Origin of the sequence: Paenibacillus sp. FSL R5-0486 (assembly GCF_037975155.1) — a bacterium.
Taxonomy (GTDB): domain Bacteria; phylum Bacillota; class Bacilli; order Paenibacillales; family Paenibacillaceae; genus Paenibacillus; species Paenibacillus amylolyticus.
This window is the reverse complement of sequence record NZ_CP150237.1, coordinates 3,336,943-3,355,291: the sequence shown is the minus strand read 5'-3', so window position 1 is coordinate 3,355,291 and position 18,349 is coordinate 3,336,943. Positions and strand designations below refer to the sequence as shown.

Below are 18,349 nucleotides of genomic sequence, written 5' to 3'. Positions count from 1 at the left end.
ATCTCGCTGAACTTAATTAGCTTTAATTTAACAAATTAGGAGTAAGCTTTCCGATAAAATCAATTCAAAGCTTTTATTTTACAACTTCTCGTATACTTCATCTGTCACGGGTTCCAACCATTCCGGTGTACCTGCAGTGATCGCAATGTGTTCAAACCAACTATCTTTAGCGGCCCCATGCCAGTGTTTTACACCATCATGAGTCACAATAACATCGCCGGCTTTGAGGAATTGAGCAGGTTTTCCTTCTTCCTGATACCAACCTTCCCCACCAGTCACTAACAACAGCTGAAATCCACCGCGATGGATATGCCAGTTATTTCTGCATCCCGGTTCAAACGTTACATTCCCAACACCCACATTCACTTTGGGATCAGCAACCAAGGATTGGAGATAACTTTGCCCTATGAAATATTGCGAAAATGCTTCGTTTTTTTCTCCTACCGGGAATATCACTCCATCTTTAACTTCTTCATGTTTAGCCATTTCATTTCCTCCAGTGTGATCTTATTGATTAATGCGTCCTGCCCCTATGTTGACCTAAATATGATTACACACATACGTGCGATATCGCACATTCGTGTATAATATAAAGTAATTGCACTGCCTCTGCAAGGATCAAATGAACTCGATCTGTGCCTTATGGCGCAAGAAGACAACATTTGTGCAATTACTCTTTGGAAAGAATGGTGATTACTATCGTTTCTGTCACAGATCGAAGAATACTTAAGTCTCAGGAAGCGATCAAATCCGCTTTTATCAAACTCATGAACGAGAAACCTTTTGATACCATTACGATGCAAGATATCTCTGATCATGCAAATGTCGGCCGCAGAACGATATACCATCACTATTCGGACAAATTTGACTTGCTGGATAAATTAATTGAAGAACATATCGATGAACTAAGAAGATTGTGCAAGGAAGCATCCGATCTGGATTTTATAGAAAGCAATGTACTTTGGTTCGACTATTTTGAAGTTCATTATTCATTTTTCTCGGCTATGTTACTGAGTAAAGGAGCCCCTTTTTTCCGCAATCGCTTCCTGGCTCTTGTCATTGAAGAACTGGAAGATGAGGTGAATGTGACGGAGGGGAAAAATAAAGGACTAACAAAAGAAGTGATTCTCACGTTCTTTGGTACAGCAATCGTTGGTATCGTGGAATCCTATTTCACAAATGGATTCCCCCGGCAACCTCACATTGTCGCAGAACAAGTTGGGATTTTATTAGAAAGGAATCTATAACATAGACTCCTCATGAACCGTTCCTTCTTTTAATCAGACCAATTGAAGAGCGGTTTATTAATTATCATTACAAAGATTAACGATATGTGATATGGTCAGTGAGGATATTAATAGATTCATACATACATATGTACATGAAATGTGAGGAGAAGATCGAAAGTGATAGAGAGAAATACCCTTGAGAAACCGAGTAAATTTAGTGATCCCATTTTTGTCATGCTCGTGGCAAGCCTGTGTTGCTTGTTATGGGGAAGTGCGTACCCATCCATCAAACTTGGATATATCGCGTTTAACATTCTGCCGGAAGATATTGCTTCCAAGTATGTATTTGCAGGATACCGGTTTACACTGGCGGGTATGCTGCTCTTGCTCCTGTCTCGTATCGTTAGAAAACAGAAGCTCCAATTAACCAAGCCTCAGTGGACAGGTCTCATCATGTTAGGTATATTGCAAACCGGTTTGCAATATATGTTTTTCTACGTTGGCGTAGCCAATACGACAGGTGTCAAAGGCTCTATTATGAACGCAACTACGACCTTTTTCAGTGTTGTTCTGGCCCATTTCATCTATAAAAACGACAAATTAAGCAGAAATAAAATCGTTGGTTGCTTGCTTGGATTCGTTGGTGTAATCATCGTAAACTTCCATACGGATCTGCTTGCTTTTTCCTTTTCATTCACAGGCGAAGGCTTCGTTATTATAGCGGCACTTGTTTTTTCCGTTACGGCCCTTTACGCAAAACGTCTCACCGCCACCATCGATGTTCTGATCATAACAGGTGTCAGCTTATTCGTCGGGGGACTGGTACTTACGCTGTTAGGTCTATCACTCGGCGGTCGGGTCACCCATTTCACCCTGGAATCCACCAGTAACTTAATCTACCTGGCTTTGCTGTCATCTGTCGCATTTTGTCTATGGAATATGCTTCTCAAGTACAACAAGGTCGGAAGAGTGTCTGTCTATAACTTCCTAATCCCTGTATTTGGAGCTTTATTATCAGCGTTATTCCTGGGGGAAACGATTCTGGAACTTAAAAATCTGGCTGCATTACTGTTCGTGTCGGTTGGCATTTATTTAGTCAATCGTGTACGTTCTGTGCAGAGCTCTAATAACACTCCAATGAAATAGACTACGCGTCCACTCCCATGGATAACAAAAAAAGCCGCTAATCAGCGGCTTTTTTTGTAAATGTGATTAAGCTATGCTTTCATTTCTTTACGATGAATGCTATACCTTAATATATACTCGTAAAATCAATCAAGTCCTCTTCTTCCTCATAAGTGAATACAATGGCGTGATTACCCAATTGGTATACCATCTCATAACCAACCACGACTTCATTGTAATATTCTGAGGAAGGTTTTCCCATCCATATTTTCACATTCCGTGGTGAAAGATTCTGCTTTTCATTGTACAAATCAAAAACGGCAATACGTGATTTATTGGTTAGCTCGTGCATGTATGAATCAAACCCGACGCCGAATTTAGAATAAAAATAGTACGCTCCCCATTCCCCGTTTGAACGAGAATTGGGTTTCCCCAGCTTTTTTTGCGCATTTTGAAGCGTCATGCCAATCTTAACGTCCGTCCGGCCTGGCAACACACCCTTTAAAGCAGCTTCCTTTAGGCTTTTCAGGTAAGCGCGATCGCCAACACCCGAGTTTGGCCAAGCTTCTGAACGAAGGTTTCGCGTATCTTCCAAGCGTAATTCCAATTTGTTCACATTCAGCTTAAACGTATCAACTCCATAGACAAATTGAAGGTTGTTGTAATTTTTGAACTGCACTCGGGCACCTGAAAGAGTACGGATTCCATCATCTCTGCTTGCAGAGTAGGAATCGTCGATTTTTTTCCCCTTATTATCGACATATGTTACACGGCGCAATTCCCCGGAACGAACAATATACGTTTTCACCTCATTAAAATTAGAAGTTCCCCAATCGGTGATCATCAGCATGTCTGGTGTACTAGCCTCTTTGCTTTTCACAACGAAGTTCCAGGTTTGAGGCAAAATAATCGTATTCAGATCCAGTTTTGCTGCCTGAACAGTTCCGTATGTTGCACCTTTTTTCAGCAAGGCTGCACGATACGTGCCTGAATAACTCTTGTCTCCTTTTTTATTGTTGGTCCAGCCATTTTCTTCGGTCAGCGTTCTCTTCTGTTCATCATAAGCGAAAATATAAACGGTGTAAGCCGTTTGTTTGGCATCACGAAGCGTAAATGAAAGCCGGCTCATACTTTCGAGCTGTTTGGCGGAGATTTGCTCTCCTTTGGCAGCAGCATTGGGTGGTAGCAGAAGCAATGCGCTCAGAACATAGGCGATTAAGGTAAGTACGGCCAGAGAAGCCCATTTTGCATTGTGTTTAGGGTGTATCATCGATGAATCTCCTTTGAGTAAAAAAATAAAATCTAACAGCTTTTTCTAATTAAGAATTGTTCACAATCTCAACATTCAAACAGGTACTTGCTAGCGTGTAATCTTGATCAAACTATGTAATGAATTTAAGTTCATGTTCAATAAGCATATCCTCCTACTAGTACTATTTTCCTAAGAATGATAACATACCCTTTCTAATAAAGAAATAACAATCTAATTAATAGATTTCGATCCATATAACATAAAAAAGCCGCTATTTAGCGGCTCTTCAAGTAACTTCGAATACGATATGATTTATAGACAGGAGTAAACCACATTACGTAAGCGTCGTTGAACGTATGGCTCCTGACTGTTCAGCAAGTGCTGTGCATACATAACTGTAAGCTCTGAATCCGGATCAATAATAGCCATACAACCAGCAGCGCCGCTCCATCCAAATTCGCCAATTGGACTCAGTGAGCCGCTTGCTGCTTTGGAGATATGTGTGCGAACCCCCAGTCCATAGCCGTATCCATACATATGATCCCAGGAATAATCAGCACGAGTCATCTCGTTCAGGTGGTCCGTTCGCATCAGTTCCACTGAAGCTTGTGACAGAATGCGCACGCCTTGGGGACTCGTACCATGCCCAGTAAGCGCGTTCAGAAAACGTGCATAATCGCTAACGGTTGATAGCAACCCTGCACCGCCGCTTTCCAGCTCCGTACCCACACGGAATCCATTGCCGTCCAAACGTACAGCCTTTTCAAGCTCATCATTATAAGCATACTGTGGAATCAGGCGTGTCTGCTGCTCATCGTTCAGATTAAACGCTGTATCGTTCATGCCAAGGGGTCCGGTAATTTCGTCCCGCAGATACGTACCAAAGCGTTTGCCACTTACCACTTCCACCAAGGCTCCTAACACATCATGGCACATGCTGTAATTCCAGTGTGTCCCTGGTTCAAACAGCAGTGGTTCTTTCGCAAGCGCTCTCGCGAAGTCACGTGTTGGTAATGTTCCGTCGGTGCTTTTTACAGCTTCTTGAATGCTTGGACTACCCACGTCATACGAGAACCCGGCGGTCATGGTGAACAAATCACGTACTGTAATGGCTTTTGTCGCCTTTTCCAGCCGGATCTCGCCGTTCGCCATCGTTTTCTTTACCGTCATCTCAGCATACTCTGGCAGATAATCAGACAGTGGGTCGCTTAGCAGCATTTCACCTCTCTCAACCAGTTGCAATCCTGCCACGCAGGTCATAATTTTGGTCATGGAGTATAGATTGAAGATCGCTCCATCACCGATAGGTGTTTTCTCTTCCAGATTGGCGTATCCATTACGATAATGGAAAACGGTATCATTTCGATGCATCACCAGCACCTCTGCCCACGGTACACGCCAGGATGTAATGCGGTCAATAAATGAAGCAAGCGGTTTAAAGTCCATTTTTTCCCGTCCTTCTATGTAAAATCGTTTATCATTTTGCGATGTGGTACATGTTCACTCCCACAATCGACATATTATTAATATACGACCTTTTACAACGATTGACTACCACCTATATGGCCTCAACCATCCATTTATTGACCGCCGAATTTGTATTTCATTTCGTTCATAATTTGGCAGGCAGTGTGAGATAACGTTAATCAGAAACAGTTTGAACTCCTCAATGTCTGACATCCAATCAACATCGATATTCAATTATGCAAAGAAGCCGCTATGTTCGCGGCTTACAATGAGTTCGTTTCACAGCTCGGAACCGTATGAAGTATCGCTACTACTGTACTTCTGCTCTTGCCGTGGAGACAAAGGTCATCAATTCTTCTACGGGTGTGCGAGGACGAGGTTTGGGAACCTTGTTTGTATCAAAATACCCCAGATGAAGTGTGCCAACAATTCTCTCCCCTGGTCTCACACCGGTCTTGAAGTAGAAATCAGGATCGAAATTATATTCATTTGTCTTCCACACTACGCCGATATCCTGCTCCCATGCCAGGAGTTGAATATTTTGAATAAGGGCAGCACTAGCCCCCACAGCATCTTCCCATACCCGTTGTCTCGGATCAGCCTCAATCACAACTAGCAGATGGGCTTGGATAGATTCGCAATAGTCCTTTTGCAACTTCTCTGTCCAGCGCTCCCGCTCATCTTTGGAAAACGTATGTAGCACCGCATCAGCAAATTGCTTCCGACCTTCTTCTACAAATAATATGAAGCGCCATGGCTCTTTACGGGAATGAACAGGTGCCCACACGGCCGCTTCCAGCAAGTGCATGATCGTTTCTTTCGCCAGCGGTTTGCCATTGAACTGACGAATGGTTCTTCGTTCACGAATGAGCTTCTCTACGACGGACGTTTCCATATGCATTAATCCTCCTGTCTAGTTTCCTTATTTATTGGGTAAGGAAATTTACCGCTTCGTCGATAATCTTGCTCTGTCCAATGGGTCCTCCCGGACCTTGGAACCACAAGCCGTAGTCAACGATGTAGACATTGTTGTTTTTAACAGCATTCAGGCTTTTCCACACTGCTGTTTTTTGCAATTCTGTCGTTTCATTTTCGTCTGATGACAACAGGAAAATATGATCCGGATTAATCGATGGTAACGACTCCATGGAGATTACTTTCATTGAATCTGTCGGGTCAGGTATGGATACAGGAGGTGTCAGGCCTAGATCGTCATACAGAACCTCATAGTTTCTTTTACTGTAATAACGCACTTCTTTATCGGATAAACGCAGGAACATCACGGTCTCGTCTCCGATGGATTGCTTGATTTTCTCACGGGCTTCTGCGGCCTTCTTTTCGTATTCTTCAATGACCTGTTTGGCCTGATCCGTCTTCCCTAACATATCTCCCATATGTAACAGGCTTGTCTTCATACGAATAATACCTTGCTCGTCCTGCAGCTTCTCTGCCAGCAAGGTAGGGGCAATTTTGCTGAGGCTGTCATAGGCATCACTCATGAAATCCTGACCGATAATCAGGTCTGGCTCTGCCGCCAATATGCTTTCGTAGTTGGGATCAACCTGCCAGCCCAGATTTTCTTTTCCTTGTAGTTGATCGGACAGGTAGGTAGGAAACTGATCACTCCCCTCCTCATTACTGGATGCTGCCTGGGGTTCAATACCGAGTGCTAACAAATAGTCAGTTGCAGCCGGGAACAACGAAATAATATGCTGAGGATCACCTTTGATGACAGTTTCTCCCCAAGGATGTTTAACAACACGCTCCTGTACTGCTGATTCGTTGGATTGCGCGACTTCGGTGGTTGGAGCATTGTTACCGCTTGTTCCATTACTGCTTGTTGCTGAACTGCCCTGAGAAGGGGAACAGGCTGATATTAATAATGTAAGGCTGAGCATCAAAAGCAATGCAACGGGTTTTCTCGATCTCATAGATGTAAGTGATTCTCCTTTTGAGTTGTATTGATAATAATTATCATCATCAATAGGATCATAACCGCGATGCATGGGACTGACAATGGACAATTCTGATTCTTGGATAGCATTATTCTGACCGGTTGGCAGGGCGATACATTTTTGTTTGAACCGACCTGGTGAAAGGCCAACATACTTTTTAAATAAACGATTAAAATAGATCACATCCGGAATGCCGATTGCCTCGGCAATCTTCTGAAGAGATGCATCTGTGAGCAACAGCAGCTCCTTGGCTTTGTACATCCGTATCCGAGTTAAATAGGTAATCAGACTGCTGCCTGTCTCTTTCTTGAACGTTCTCGACAGATGCCCTGCACTGCAATCCAGAAGTTCTGCGAGCGGATCGACCATAACGGGCAACATGTAGTTCTCTTGAAGATAACGAACGGCTTGAGCTACCAGATCGGGCTTGGCAGTCTCAATCCCTTGTGCACTTAACTGCCTCATTAATTCATTAATAAATTGATAAAATAACGTCTTCACCTGAAATTTCGAGAACGAATCCGTCCGTTCCCAATGTTGCTCTATTCTTTGGACTTTATCATATAAGTCAATGGGATAGCTTGGGGCGAAAGCATATTGCACATGAAACGGGACATGTTGCCTGAGCAGAGCTTGATTCTCACGAGTATTGGATAACGACAAATTAGCTCGATAAAACATCAAATAAAATTCGAATGAATCCTCGTTCAGGGAGATATTCATCCATACCCCCTTGCCTCCATGTAAGACTTGCATCTGATCGATCGCGTACATCGTGTCATCCAGCGTAATCGTTGCATTGCCACGAACTGTATATATAAAACCGCTAATTGGAAATCGATAGGCATGGATGGGTTCGCCAGCGCGCACGACGACGTGACGCACATCCCATATTTTAATTGAGGCCAGATTCCATAACTTCACATGCTCTTCTACCTGCATCTCTTCCTTCACCTTCCACAACCCATTAAGTTAGCAAAACATCAGCAAAATCAGCGGATATTTTCACTTTTCTCCATTCTATCGATAATCATTCTCAACTACAACATATATCTTCCTATTCGATAAAATGCTACGCACGAATAAGCCGATCCATGAAAGGATCGGCTTATGTTGTAACGCTTTAGACTTCGCCGCGTCTGTTCTCAACCGATTTCATACGGTTTTGATCATCTGGTACCCGGTCAACACTGAACTCTTGACCAGCTTCAACCTCACCATGACCTGAAATATTTCGGGAAAAATTAGTGAACTGTCTTTTTTGTTCATCCAGTTCATGTTTTTGCTTCAAAAGCTCTTGCGGGTCCTGCTTTGTCACTATGCTAACCTCCCATACATACTTGAAGTCATGCAATTAATTCGTACTACAGAAGTTTTCCATAAGAGAGCTGTACTTATGCATGAATATAGATGAGATGGATATCGTTCCGTTGTTAGTACAGCTAATTTATCCAGTTAAGAGACTAGTTTCAATCCCACAATACTGACAATAATCCCACTAACGATAGCCAATTTCTTTGCATTTTTGGGCTCTTTGAATACATACATCCCTAATAGTACACTGCCCGATGCCCCAATACCTGTCCAGATTCCATAACCAATGCTGATTGGTATCTCTCTCAAAGACAGGGAAAGAAAAATGAAACTTAATCCCAGAAACATAGCGAACATCAATGTATGTTTCAATTTGGTGAATCCATCTGAAAGTTTCAGAAATATTACACCGCCAACTTCAAATAAACCAGCTAAGATCAAGAAAAGCCAACTCATATTCTATACACCTGCCTTTGGTTTAGGTTCATTGGATACAAATTTCAGACCGATGATGCAACTGATTAATATCATGACCAGCACGATTTTGATTGCACTTACGGAGTCCCCCAAAAAAATCATTCCCACAATTGCGGTTCCAAATGAACCAAGTCCAGTAAACACCGCATAAGCCGTTGATACAGGAAGTACTTTAGTGGATTTTGCAAAGAAGTAGAAGCTGCCAATCATTAAAATAACCGTGGGGATTACGATCTCGATTTTCGAAAAACCATCGGAGAATGACAAACCTAATGCCCAACCTACCTCTAAAATCCCTCCAAGAATAAGGAATAACCACGCCATAAAACATTCTCCTCTTCTGCATTCATGTTGTTGTTTTGTAATCAACATTCACATTCAATAATGATAGTAATTTGTATCATTTGATATAATAATAAACCATATTTATTTTATTTGCAAATTTAAATATTCGTATCAAACTAATAAGAAAATCCGCCTGTTAAAACTCTAAGTTCCGCTGTGGACATACAAAAAAAGCCAACCAGAAGTTCCTGGTTGACCAACTACGTATAAGTTAATTTTGTTTTTCGGAATCAGTGAATATCTTTCTTTTTGAAATTGCCGCCTCTCACTTCAGCTACATCGTATACGACTACAAAAGCAGTTGGGTCAATTTCGTGAATGATATCTTTAATTTTACTCTCTTCCATCCGGTTAATGACACAAGTAATTTCCTTGAATTGCTCATTAGAGTAACCACCGTAAGCCTCGGTATACGTTGCTCCACGGCCTAAGCGGTCCCGAATGGTTTCAACCATAATCTCAGGTTGATTCGTAATAATTTTAAACGTTTTGGAGCCGCTCAAGCCCTCTTCAACAATATGTATTACTTTAGAAGCAATAAAATACGCAAGTCCTGACAAGATCGCTCCTTGCAGACCAAACACGGTAGAAACGACAATAAATACAAACATGTTGAGGAACAGGATGAGATCACTGGTTCCAAAAGGTACTTTTCGCGAAAGGAGTACAGCCAGCATATCTATCCCATCCAATGCCCCGCCATTACGTAATGCAAGTCCCATACCAAAACCGATGATAATCCCGCCGACAACCGTAACAAGCAAGGTATCACCTTCAATGATGGTTGGTATATGGTGCATCAGACTGGTGCTGATTGCGAGTGAAGCAATACCGATGATCGAATATAACGCAAAGCTTTTTCCGATTTGCTTGTACCCGAGCCACACAAATGGAATGTTAATAATCCCGATGAGCATCCCCAGTGGTAATCCGAACAGCTGTGATCCTACGATACTCAGACCTGTGACACCACCATCTGAGACATTATTCGGGATCAATATGGCTTCCAGGCCATATGCCGTTATAAATCCCCCTATGATAATCAATAATACTTTGGAGAGGATCTTTAACTTGTTTGACTTTTGTTTTCTGTTTTGATGCATTGCATTTCCCCCTTGATGAACAACCGATAAAAAACAGTCTATAATAAAAATCACTGTTTTGGCAATAGATCGTCATTTGTGTGTGTTACTTCATAGTCCGATGAGCGTTCGATACGACGAAATTTTATGCTCAAGCATCTCATCTGCTGTGTTAAGTATGTGCATCTGTTTTTGAATCGACTCTTTATGCTCCTCCAGCAGCTTTAAACGATCCGCCGCCGTATGCTCCCCTTCCTGAAACAAGGACGCATATTTCTTAATAATAGCAATGGGCATTTGAGTCTCTTTTAATTTGATCACAAATTGCAGCCACTTCAGGTGTGACTCGTTGTATCGCCTGTCTCCACTGGCATCTCGGAGAGGAGTTACAATCTGTTCCTTCTCATAATAACGCAACGTATGTGCACTGATATGGAGTAATTCTGCCACTTCACCAATGGTATGCATGGTTAACCTCCCCTCCATTTTCCCGCTTGACTTAGAGTAAGCTCTAATCAGTATAATCAACTCGTGGTCACATCACAATAAAAAATGAAATCAGATCCAGGAGGAATTCCCATGAAATATACAGTGATTACCGGTGCCAGTTCAGGCATTGGATATGAAGCGGCTTTAGCTTTTGCAACTCGTGGCAAAAATATAATTCTGGCAGCGCGCAGAACCGATGAATTGAACAAGTTAAAAGCAAAAGTAGCTGAAATCAATCCTGCTCTGGATGTTGTCATTCGTACAGTGGATTTGTCCATTGCCGCTAATGTGCATGAATTCTATGAGAGTCTTCAGGCTTACTCCATTGAGACGTGGATTAACAACGCCGGATTCGGAAATTTTGCTTCCGTGGGCGAACAACATCTGCCCAAGATTGAACAGATGCTTCATCTAAATATAGAAGCTCTTACGATTCTTTCTTCCCTGTATGTACGTGATTATGCAGATGTTGATGGCACACAGATCATTAATATCTCCTCTGGTGGTGGATATACGATTGTAGCCGATGCAGTAACCTACTGCGCAACCAAGTTCTATGTAAGTGCCTTTACCGAAGGACTTGCGCAAGAGTTAAAAGGTAAGAACGCAGCGATGCAAGCCAAAGTTCTCGCACCGGCTGCAACCGAGACTGAGTTTGCGAAACATTCCTTTAATGTAGACGAGTTTGAATATGAAGGCAGAGTTCCCAAGTTCCATACGGCGGAACAAATGGCTGGATTTTTGCTAGAGTTGTATGACAGTGAAAGTGTAGTCGGCATTGTGGATGGGTTGACGTATGATTTTGAACTAAGAGAACCGATTTTTCCCTACGCTGCACGAGCAGCCTCTAAACCGAAAAATTAACCCGAAAACTGAAGTCGAAGCTAAGTCGGCTCAATACCGGTAAACATTCACCTAACCTCACTGATAAACATCATTAAATCTAATCGTTAAACATCAGTTAACGTTAAAAAGGGAACCTGTCTCCAGGTTCCCTTCTTTGTATTTATTTTCAATTCTATATTAATACTTACTATATAATGAAGTAATTATGCCAGCCTCATTTTGAAATCCTGATATCCGAATTCGCGAACAACTTCGCAATTGCCGTCTTTTCTTTTGACTGCAATCGCTGGAAGCGGCATGCCGTTGAACGTATTGGTTTTCACCATGGAGTAAATCGCCATGTCCTCGAATACCAGACGGTCGCCTTCTTGCAAAGGCTGGTCGAATGAATAATCCCCAATTACGTCACCAGATAGACAGGTTTGTCCACCTAAGCGATACAGATGAGCCTTCTCGCCCACTTCTCCCGAACCGATCAGCGGCGGGCGATATGGCATTTCCAGCACATCCGGCATATGGCATGTAGCTGAAGTATCCAGAATGGCAATGTCCATACCGTTTTTATGGAAGTCCAGCACAGAAGTCACCAGATAACCCGCATTCAGCGCAACAGCTTCTCCCGGCTCCAGATATACTTCCAGACCATAGTCGTTCTGCATACGCTTGATGCATGCTTCCAGTCTTGGAATATCATAATCTTCACGTGTGATATGGTGCCCACCGCCGAAGTTGATCCATTCCATTTGTGGCAACCATTGTCCGAACTTCTCGACCACTGCATTCAGCGTAGTCTCCAGATCATCGGAGTTTTGCTGACACAGTGTGTGGAAGTGAAGTCCGGAGACGCCTTCCAACAAGTCTGCATCGAAATCCTCCAGTTTCGCGCCAAAACGCGAACCTGGAGAACACGGATCGTAGATCTCATGTCCTTCTTGGGTGGAGCATTCAGGGTTGACGCGCAAGCCGACCTTACGGCCAGCTTGAAGCGCCTTATTCTTGAATTTTGCAAGCTGCGAAAATGAGTTGAAAATAATGTGGTCGCAGATGGAGATAATCTCGTCGATCTCTTCTGCGCGGTATGCTGGAGCAAAGACATGATTCTCTTTGCCCATTTCCTCATGGCCCAGACGCGCTTCATACAAACCGCTTGCCGTTGCACCGCTCAGGTATTCTCCAATCAGCGGATACATCGCAGTCATGGAGAATGCTTTTTGAGCCAGCACGATTTTGGCACCTGTACGCTGCATAACACCGTTCAGGATTTTCAGGTTTTTCTCAATAAGCGCCTCGTCAACAACAAAACATGGTGTCGGTAATTGCTCGAACCGCATTTTAGCGAACAAGCTCCGATTCTTTAACTTCTTCTGGCAGCTCATCAACGAGTACCGGGTTGAAGTCTTCTACCCATGGGAGACCCCATTTGTTCAACTCTTCCATGAATGGATCTGGGTTGAACTCTTCTACATTATACACGCCTGGTTTGTTCCATTTGCCTGTCATGACCATTGCTGCACCGATCATTGCTGGAACGCCTGTTGTGTAAGAGATCGCTTGGGAACCCACTTCTTTATAACATTCTTGGTGATCACAGATATTGTAAACATAATATGTTTTGTCTTTTCCGTCTTTTTTACCTTTGAAAATACAACCGATGTTTGTTTTACCTACAGTACGTGGTCCAAGGGATGCTGGATCAGGCAGTACTGCTTTCAGGAATTGCAGTGGAATAATTTGTTTACCTTCATATTCAATAGGCTCGATTGAAGTCATGCCTACATTTTCAAGAGCTTTCAAGTGAGTCAGGTAGCTTTGACCAAATGTCATGAAGAAACGGATACGTTTCAGACCTGGCATGTTTTTTGCCAAAGATTCCAGTTCCTCATGATACAACAGGTACATGTCTTTCTCGCCAACTTCTTTGAAGTCGTAGACACGTTTGATTTCCATCGGCTTCGTTTCGATCCATTCACCATTTTCCCAATATTTTCCGTTCGCAGATACTTCGCGAATGTTGATCTCAGGGTTGAAGTTGGTTGCGAACGGATAGCCATGGTCGCCGCCGTTGCAGTCCAGGATGTCGATGTACTCAATTTCGTCAAAGTAGTGCTTCAGGGCATAAGCGGAGAATACGCCAGTCACACCTGGGTCAAATCCACTACCGAGCAATGCAGTGATGCCTGCTTGTTCAAAACGCTCTTTGTAATCCCATTGCCAGCTGTATTCAAACTTCGCTGTATCATGTGGCTCATAGTTCGCTGTGTCCATGTAATTTGTTTTAGTTGCAAGACAAGCATCCATGATTGTCAGATCTTGATACGGCAAAGCAAGGTTCATAACGATATCCGGTTTAACTTCGTTGATCAGAGCGATCAGTTCGTCAACATTGTCAGCATCAACTTGTGCTGTTGTAATTTTTGTTTTTCCGCCGTCCAGCTTGGCTTTGAGTTCATCACATTTGGATTTTGTACGACTCGCGATGCAGATTTCCTCAAAAACTTCGCTGTTTTGAACGCATTTGTGTACTGCCACGGAAGCAACGCCGCCGGCGCCGATGATTAGTGCTTTTCCCATTTTACATTCTCCTATCCCAATATGTATTTTTTTAAATTGGTTTAATACGGTGACAACAAGACAACAAAAAAAGCAAGGTGAAAAATGCTCGCAATCGCGCATCATCACACTTGCTTATCGATATACATCATAAAAAAGACGTGAAGTCTCCATGACCAAAAAAGTTCACAAGAACTCCTTTGGCGGAAAGCTTCTTCATGTATATCAATATTGGATCAGAGTCTATATAGCAAATAATTCGCCTTTACCACTCTTATTGACCGTTTCACAAGTTGATGTGCAATTGCACTGGTTGTAAAGTAACCAACTTATAAAATTTGAGCTTTGAACTCAATCAATAAAGCAACATAAGTTGCCAATCGGCGTTTGACCCGGCTGTCCGTATGGCCTTAACTTCCTGGTGAAGTGGTCAAAATTATCTGCTGGAAAGCTCTAATTCATATTGATAAATTAACTTCCCAAAATCACAGGTCTTACACTATCAGACGTCGAAAAAAAAATCAAGCAATAATTTAAAATTAATTTTTTGATCTGATTACGCGTTGGAATGAAATTGATATCCTTCGAAAACTTTTAAGCCTTCTGTGTTAAGTAATTTCCCTGTTACTTCAGGCTTTTGAGGACTTTTGTCGAATACTTCTTCACACGAGATCATGATGTTGCCGCCAGCAATTTCCGCTAATTGATCATGGGCCGAATGGTTCGTTTCCTTCTTTGCGAGCTTGCAGAGCAATCTCAATGGCTTTATGCATGAATTGTTCATCTTTATTCATAAGGTTTACCTCCACCACAAAAATTATGTACCCCACTTTATCTTTTACATTAAGCAGTGTTCAATCCATTAATATGTTTCTTGTTCATTCCATTCTATCATCTATACAAATAAAGAGTATGACGAAAATTCGTCATACTCCAATGGGTTACACTAAGTTTATCTATTAAAATTTTACGGGCAATGTTGCCAATCCCTGGGATGACAAAGCAGAGTGCCAATGAATCTCTTCCTGAGGAATACTGAGCTGAATATCCGGTAGCCGACGTAAAAGCGTAGTAAACGCCACGTCCCCTTCTACACGAGCAAGCGGAGCGCCAAGACACATATGAATGCCGTGTCCAAAGGCCAAATGCCGTTTTATTTTGCGTTCGATATCCAACTCTTCGGGGTCAGTGAACTGCTGCTCGTCCCGATTCGCTGATTTCAGAAGGGGAATCACAACATCTCCCTTTTGAATCAATTGTCCATCGAGCTCCGTGTCCTGTGTTGCATAACGAGGACCTGAGGAAGTCGCGGGTCCGTTATATCGTAGCAACTCCTCCACCGCAGAAGGAACCAGGTTCAGATCTTGTTTCAGTTGTTCCAGTTGTTCGGGATGGGTCAGAAGAAGATAAGAACCAGTTGCAATCAGATTGGAAGTAGTCTCATGTCCAGCAAATATCAATAACGTGATCATGGATATTAATTCATCTTCATTCAGTCGATCCCCCTCTTCCTCAATCGCAATCAATTGACTGATGAGGTCATCTGAAGGTTCTATTCGTTTGTTCGCCACAAGCTGTGAGGTGTACTCTGCGAATGATCGCAAGTGCTGCGCAACGGCAGGGTCCTGTTTACCAAAACCAAGACCTTTTGCAATGGCTTCAGACCATACATGGATCTGAGGTCGGTCTTCCTGAGGTATACCCAACATCTCGGAAATAACGTTGATTGGGAAAGGATAGGCATAGTCTTTTACAAGATCCATCTCTCCTTTTCCTTCGAATTGGTCAATCAACTCATCGGCAATTCCTGGACGCGTGGACGCAGGCTTTCCATATATCTTGGCGTGAACGCTTTGGAAACCAGGCTACGCAGTCTTCGGTGATCCGGTTCATCAACAAAGAGCATCGACTTTCCGGTAAAAAAGGTCTGGGGTTCCGATGAACCAAGCTCACCTGAGAGATTCTTTCGAATATCATTGCCACTATCAATAGAGTTCATATCTACCGTAAATCGAGAGTGATCTTTCAGCACTTCCATGGCGACGTCCATCCGAGTTACAATCCAGGTTTGCCCTGCTCCACCCATTGGATTAGGAATAGGGACAACGGAACCTTTGGCACGCATCTGTGCAAACATGGCAAATGGATCTTTACTATTTTCTTCGCTAAACAAATTAAATTCTACTTTTTCTGATGTCTGGTTATTCGAGTTATTCATATAAATCTTCCTTTCGAAGTGAAGTTATTCAAATCTATGGAAATATATGTTCATTCCGATTATATACTACTCGTATATTTAATTTCAAATCTCATAGTTTGAACAGCAAAAAACAACTGTTATAACAACAAATTATCAATATACTAATAGTATATTAATAATAACCAGAGACATAAAAAAACAAAAAAAGAGGTCGGCTACGAGCCAACCCCCATATTAATTACGTTGCTTCACTAGTTCCAAATACCACCAACAGGCTTCGGTCAGTCTATTGGCTTCAGATTGAAACGCACTAGATTTGTACTCTTTGTGAAACGCTTGCAGCACCACTTCGATTACAGGAATATTTAAATCCTCTTGATCTTGTAATAGCGCTAAGAGCCCCTTCGAAAGTTGCTTGAATGATGCAGATTCCTTGGATTTTTGTACACGGTTGTTGAACTCATCAAATTCGATCAATATATTATCGATGTCCAGACCCATATCATGGTTACGCTCATCGGCATTCAGGAAATAGAGAGACTGAAAGTCGAAAATATGTTCATTTCTCTGATGCATTGTTCTTAGGATCACTTCAATGTACGTTAATACTTTGGGAACCACTTCGCTCCATACCGGTTTTTGCGTATTTAGACTTCTTGATGTGTTGGCAATCTGATGTAATATGCCGTAGCACAATATGGCCCCTTCGTTGGCATATAAGCTAATATCGTTCCCGTAAACCTGAATCAAGCGTGTGGACAGCCATTTTAGGTGAACTGTAGCCAGTTTGGCTGAGTTGATCTCCCCGGAATAAAAACCCGTCCAATATAATTCCCATACTCGCTCTTTATTAGGTACAGACATAGGAATCGCAATCTGATCTACGAGCAGGTCATAATCCGATGTATAGTGATTTTGTTCAAGCTCTTTACGAATGAAAACATCCTCTTGCATACGCTGATCAATAATAGAATATAAACAGTCTTCTTTGGAACTGAAGAATTTGTAGAATGTGCCTTTGGATACACCCGATTGATCCAAGATCATCTGGATTGTTGTATTTGCATAGCTGTACTCTAAAAATAGTGCAAGTGCTGTTTCCAATAAACTTTGTTTACGACTACTCATATCTCGTTATCGCCCCAAGTTTTTCTATTGATTTTAACATTCATTCCTCAGGAGTTGAAGCATTGATTCGCAGTATAGCTGTCATATAAAATAATTGCACAATGAGTAAATTTGCACAATGGGCAACTTGTTTGTTATGATAAACCTCACAAAGTGCATATTAAGTAAGTGTGCTCTTCTTAAAAGATTTAAACCATAGTCATTGGTGTTGGAGGTGAACGCATAAGCGGAGAATAATGATCAAACGAAACTTGCGACATTTGAAGAAAGAAGCAACTGAAAAAGCACTTGCTAGTGCTGCATTTGAACTTACCCTTGAACATGGGCTTGATGGCTTTACGGTCGAAGATATCGTGCATCAGGTGGGTTGTTCCCGCAGAACATTTGCAAACTACTTCACATGTAAGGAAGAGGCAGTAGCCAGAGGCGCAATATCCGTTCAGAATACAACGGAACTCGAAGAGTTGCTTACCGAATTGCCCGACAACGTCTCCTTGCTTGACGTACTGTATAACCTGATCAAGATGCAGCTTACAACAGAACTAATAGGAAGACTTCATCAGCTACTATCGCTATCCCAGACCTATCCCGTGCTTGAACCGCATTACCTTGGAGCCATGCATCGGATGCAGACGCAGGCACAAGATACCTTATTAGACTTATCTAACGGGAAGTATGACGAGATCTATACTTATCTTTTGATCAACGCACTATATGGAACAATACTGCCATTAATTGATGGAAGACTCAATGTGTTACTGCCCGGACAAGTCATTACTGAAGATACCAAGCCCGGTGTTTTAACATTCGATCAATTTTTGGAAACCACGTTTAATCATTTACGGGCAGGATTTGAACATGCCAACCATCCACATTCATCATAGAGGAGT

19 protein-coding genes are annotated in these 18,349 nt (G+C 42.3%); 4 read left to right on the top strand and 15 right to left on the bottom strand.

What is annotated here, in order from left to right:
- Positions 1-78: 78 nt before the first annotated feature.
- A complete protein-coding gene (locus tag MKY01_RS15050; RefSeq protein WP_249910718.1) occupies positions 79-486 on the bottom strand; it encodes a cupin domain-containing protein in 408 nt (135 codons plus the stop codon).
- A gap of 200 nt (positions 487-686) precedes the next feature.
- Here MKY01_RS15050 and MKY01_RS15045 point away from each other — a divergent pair, with 200 nt between their 5' ends.
- Both MKY01_RS15045 and MKY01_RS15040 read left to right on the top strand, forming a co-directional pair.
- Positions 687-1,247, top strand: a complete 561-nt coding sequence (locus MKY01_RS15045) for a TetR/AcrR family transcriptional regulator (RefSeq protein WP_076253025.1) — start codon at positions 687-689, stop codon at positions 1,245-1,247.
- 159 nt (positions 1,248-1,406) lie between these two features.
- A complete protein-coding gene (locus tag MKY01_RS15040) occupies positions 1,407-2,375 on the top strand; it encodes a DMT family transporter (RefSeq protein WP_253508370.1) in 969 nt (322 codons plus the stop codon).
- Between the two features lie 106 nt (positions 2,376-2,481).
- Here MKY01_RS15040 and MKY01_RS15035 read toward each other — a convergent pair whose 3' ends face one another.
- The 9 genes from MKY01_RS15035 to MKY01_RS14995 all read right to left on the bottom strand — a co-directional run bounded on the left by MKY01_RS15035 (position 2,482) and on the right by MKY01_RS14995 (position 10,714).
- Entirely contained in the window at positions 2,482-3,624 is a 1,143-nt protein-coding gene (locus MKY01_RS15035; RefSeq protein ID WP_339286853.1) for a DUF4309 domain-containing protein, read from the bottom strand.
- 294 nt (positions 3,625-3,918) lie between these two features.
- A complete protein-coding gene (locus MKY01_RS15030; protein ID WP_076327619.1) occupies positions 3,919-5,052 on the bottom strand; it encodes a serine hydrolase domain-containing protein in 1,134 nt (377 codons plus the stop codon).
- Positions 5,053-5,383: 331 nt separating this feature from the next.
- Positions 5,384-5,968, bottom strand: a complete 585-nt coding sequence (locus tag MKY01_RS15025; RefSeq protein WP_047842928.1) for a nitroreductase — start codon at positions 5,966-5,968, stop codon at positions 5,384-5,386.
- 31 nt (positions 5,969-5,999) lie between these two features.
- Positions 6,000-7,970: an AraC family transcriptional regulator gene (locus MKY01_RS15020; protein WP_339286851.1), complete on the bottom strand. Its 1,971-nt coding sequence runs from the start codon at positions 7,968-7,970 to the stop codon at positions 6,000-6,002.
- A gap of 181 nt (positions 7,971-8,151) precedes the next feature.
- Positions 8,152-8,346, bottom strand: coding sequence for a hypothetical protein (locus tag MKY01_RS15015; RefSeq protein ID WP_017688524.1), 195 nt, complete (start codon positions 8,344-8,346; stop codon positions 8,152-8,154).
- Between the two features lie 137 nt (positions 8,347-8,483).
- Complete coding sequence (locus MKY01_RS15010) at positions 8,484-8,798, bottom strand: multidrug efflux SMR transporter (protein WP_076327621.1); 315 nt, start codon at positions 8,796-8,798, stop codon at positions 8,484-8,486.
- Between the two features lie 3 nt (positions 8,799-8,801).
- Entirely contained in the window at positions 8,802-9,143 is a 342-nt protein-coding gene (locus MKY01_RS15005) for a multidrug efflux SMR transporter (RefSeq protein ID WP_076327622.1), read from the bottom strand.
- A gap of 251 nt (positions 9,144-9,394) precedes the next feature.
- On the bottom strand, positions 9,395-10,267 hold the full coding sequence (locus tag MKY01_RS15000) for a YitT family protein (protein WP_017688526.1): 873 nt from the start codon (positions 10,265-10,267) through the stop codon (positions 9,395-9,397).
- 90 nt (positions 10,268-10,357) lie between these two features.
- Complete coding sequence (locus MKY01_RS14995; protein ID WP_282321464.1) at positions 10,358-10,714, bottom strand: MerR family transcriptional regulator; 357 nt, start codon at positions 10,712-10,714, stop codon at positions 10,358-10,360.
- Positions 10,715-10,825: 111 nt separating this feature from the next.
- On the opposite strand from MKY01_RS14995, the gene MKY01_RS14990 reads away from it, so the two are divergent.
- Positions 10,826-11,599 carry an SDR family NAD(P)-dependent oxidoreductase gene (locus tag MKY01_RS14990; RefSeq protein ID WP_282321465.1) on the top strand — a complete coding sequence of 258 codons (774 nt, stop codon included), beginning with the start codon at positions 10,826-10,828 and terminating at the stop codon, positions 11,597-11,599.
- A 185-nt stretch (positions 11,600-11,784) separates the two neighbouring features.
- Here MKY01_RS14990 and nspC read toward each other — a convergent pair whose 3' ends face one another.
- From nspC to MKY01_RS14965, 5 genes are all read right to left on the bottom strand, one after another.
- The gene (gene nspC / locus MKY01_RS14985) at positions 11,785-12,912 is read right to left on the bottom strand and encodes a carboxynorspermidine decarboxylase (RefSeq protein ID WP_339286849.1); all 1,128 of its coding nucleotides are present in this window, start codon (positions 12,910-12,912) and stop codon (positions 11,785-11,787) included.
- A 1-nt stretch (position 12,913) separates the two neighbouring features.
- Entirely contained in the window at positions 12,914-14,152 is a 1,239-nt protein-coding gene (locus MKY01_RS14980; RefSeq protein ID WP_036616010.1) for a saccharopine dehydrogenase family protein, read from the bottom strand.
- A 938-nt stretch (positions 14,153-15,090) separates the two neighbouring features.
- Positions 15,091-15,894: a cytochrome P450 gene (locus tag MKY01_RS14975; protein ID WP_339286847.1), complete on the bottom strand. Its 804-nt coding sequence runs from the start codon at positions 15,892-15,894 to the stop codon at positions 15,091-15,093.
- Between the two features lie 26 nt (positions 15,895-15,920).
- Positions 15,921-16,349, bottom strand: a complete 429-nt coding sequence (locus tag MKY01_RS14970) for a hypothetical protein (protein WP_339286845.1) — start codon at positions 16,347-16,349, stop codon at positions 15,921-15,923.
- Positions 16,350-16,565: 216 nt separating this feature from the next.
- Positions 16,566-17,459 (bottom strand): TetR/AcrR family transcriptional regulator, encoded by an 894-nt coding sequence (locus tag MKY01_RS14965; RefSeq protein ID WP_339286844.1) that lies wholly within the window; start codon positions 17,457-17,459, stop codon positions 16,566-16,568.
- A 236-nt stretch (positions 17,460-17,695) separates the two neighbouring features.
- Between MKY01_RS14965 and MKY01_RS14960 the strand changes: the two genes are divergently transcribed.
- Positions 17,696-18,343: a TetR/AcrR family transcriptional regulator gene (locus MKY01_RS14960; RefSeq protein ID WP_076253018.1), complete on the top strand. Its 648-nt coding sequence runs from the start codon at positions 17,696-17,698 to the stop codon at positions 18,341-18,343.
- Positions 18,344-18,349: the final 6 nt, after the last annotated feature.

What these genes read in the sequence shown, in the direction of transcription:
- MKY01_RS14995 (WP_282321464.1), bottom strand. Translation starts at nt 10,714, where the DNA reads ATGCATACCATTGGTGAAGTGGCAGAATTACTCCATATCAGTGCACAT.
- MKY01_RS15050 (WP_249910718.1), bottom strand. Translation starts at nt 486, where the DNA reads ATGGCTAAACATGAAGAAGTTAAAGATGGAGTGATATTCCCGGTAGGA.
- MKY01_RS14980 (WP_036616010.1), bottom strand. Translation starts at nt 14,152, where the DNA reads ATGGGAAAAGCACTAATCATCGGCGCCGGCGGCGTTGCTTCCGTGGCA.
- MKY01_RS15005 (WP_076327622.1), bottom strand. Translation starts at nt 9,143, where the DNA reads ATGGCGTGGTTATTCCTTATTCTTGGAGGGATTTTAGAGGTAGGTTGG.
- MKY01_RS15030 (WP_076327619.1), bottom strand. Translation starts at nt 5,052, where the DNA reads ATGGACTTTAAACCGCTTGCTTCATTTATTGACCGCATTACATCCTGG.
- MKY01_RS15020 (WP_339286851.1), bottom strand. Translation starts at nt 7,970, where the DNA reads ATGCAGGTAGAAGAGCATGTGAAGTTATGGAATCTGGCCTCAATTAAA.
- MKY01_RS15010 (WP_076327621.1), bottom strand. Translation starts at nt 8,798, where the DNA reads ATGAGTTGGCTTTTCTTGATCTTAGCTGGTTTATTTGAAGTTGGCGGT.
- MKY01_RS14970 (WP_339286845.1), bottom strand. Translation starts at nt 16,349, where the DNA reads ATGAATAACTCGAATAACCAGACATCAGAAAAAGTAGAATTTAATTTG.
- MKY01_RS15035 (WP_339286853.1), bottom strand. Translation starts at nt 3,624, where the DNA reads ATGATACACCCTAAACACAATGCAAAATGGGCTTCTCTGGCCGTACTT.
- MKY01_RS15000 (WP_017688526.1), bottom strand. Translation starts at nt 10,267, where the DNA reads ATGCATCAAAACAGAAAACAAAAGTCAAACAAGTTAAAGATCCTCTCC.
- MKY01_RS14965 (WP_339286844.1), bottom strand. Translation starts at nt 17,459, where the DNA reads ATGAGTAGTCGTAAACAAAGTTTATTGGAAACAGCACTTGCACTATTT.
- MKY01_RS15025 (WP_047842928.1), bottom strand. Translation starts at nt 5,968, where the DNA reads ATGGAAACGTCCGTCGTAGAGAAGCTCATTCGTGAACGAAGAACCATT.
- MKY01_RS15045 (WP_076253025.1), top strand. Translation starts at nt 687, where the DNA reads ATGGTGATTACTATCGTTTCTGTCACAGATCGAAGAATACTTAAGTCT.
- MKY01_RS14960 (WP_076253018.1), top strand. Translation starts at nt 17,696, where the DNA reads ATGATCAAACGAAACTTGCGACATTTGAAGAAAGAAGCAACTGAAAAA.
- nspC (WP_339286849.1), bottom strand. Translation starts at nt 12,912, where the DNA reads ATGCGGTTCGAGCAATTACCGACACCATGTTTTGTTGTTGACGAGGCG.
- MKY01_RS14975 (WP_339286847.1), bottom strand. Translation starts at nt 15,894, where the DNA reads ATGGATCTTGTAAAAGACTATGCCTATCCTTTCCCAATCAACGTTATT.
- MKY01_RS14990 (WP_282321465.1), top strand. Translation starts at nt 10,826, where the DNA reads ATGAAATATACAGTGATTACCGGTGCCAGTTCAGGCATTGGATATGAA.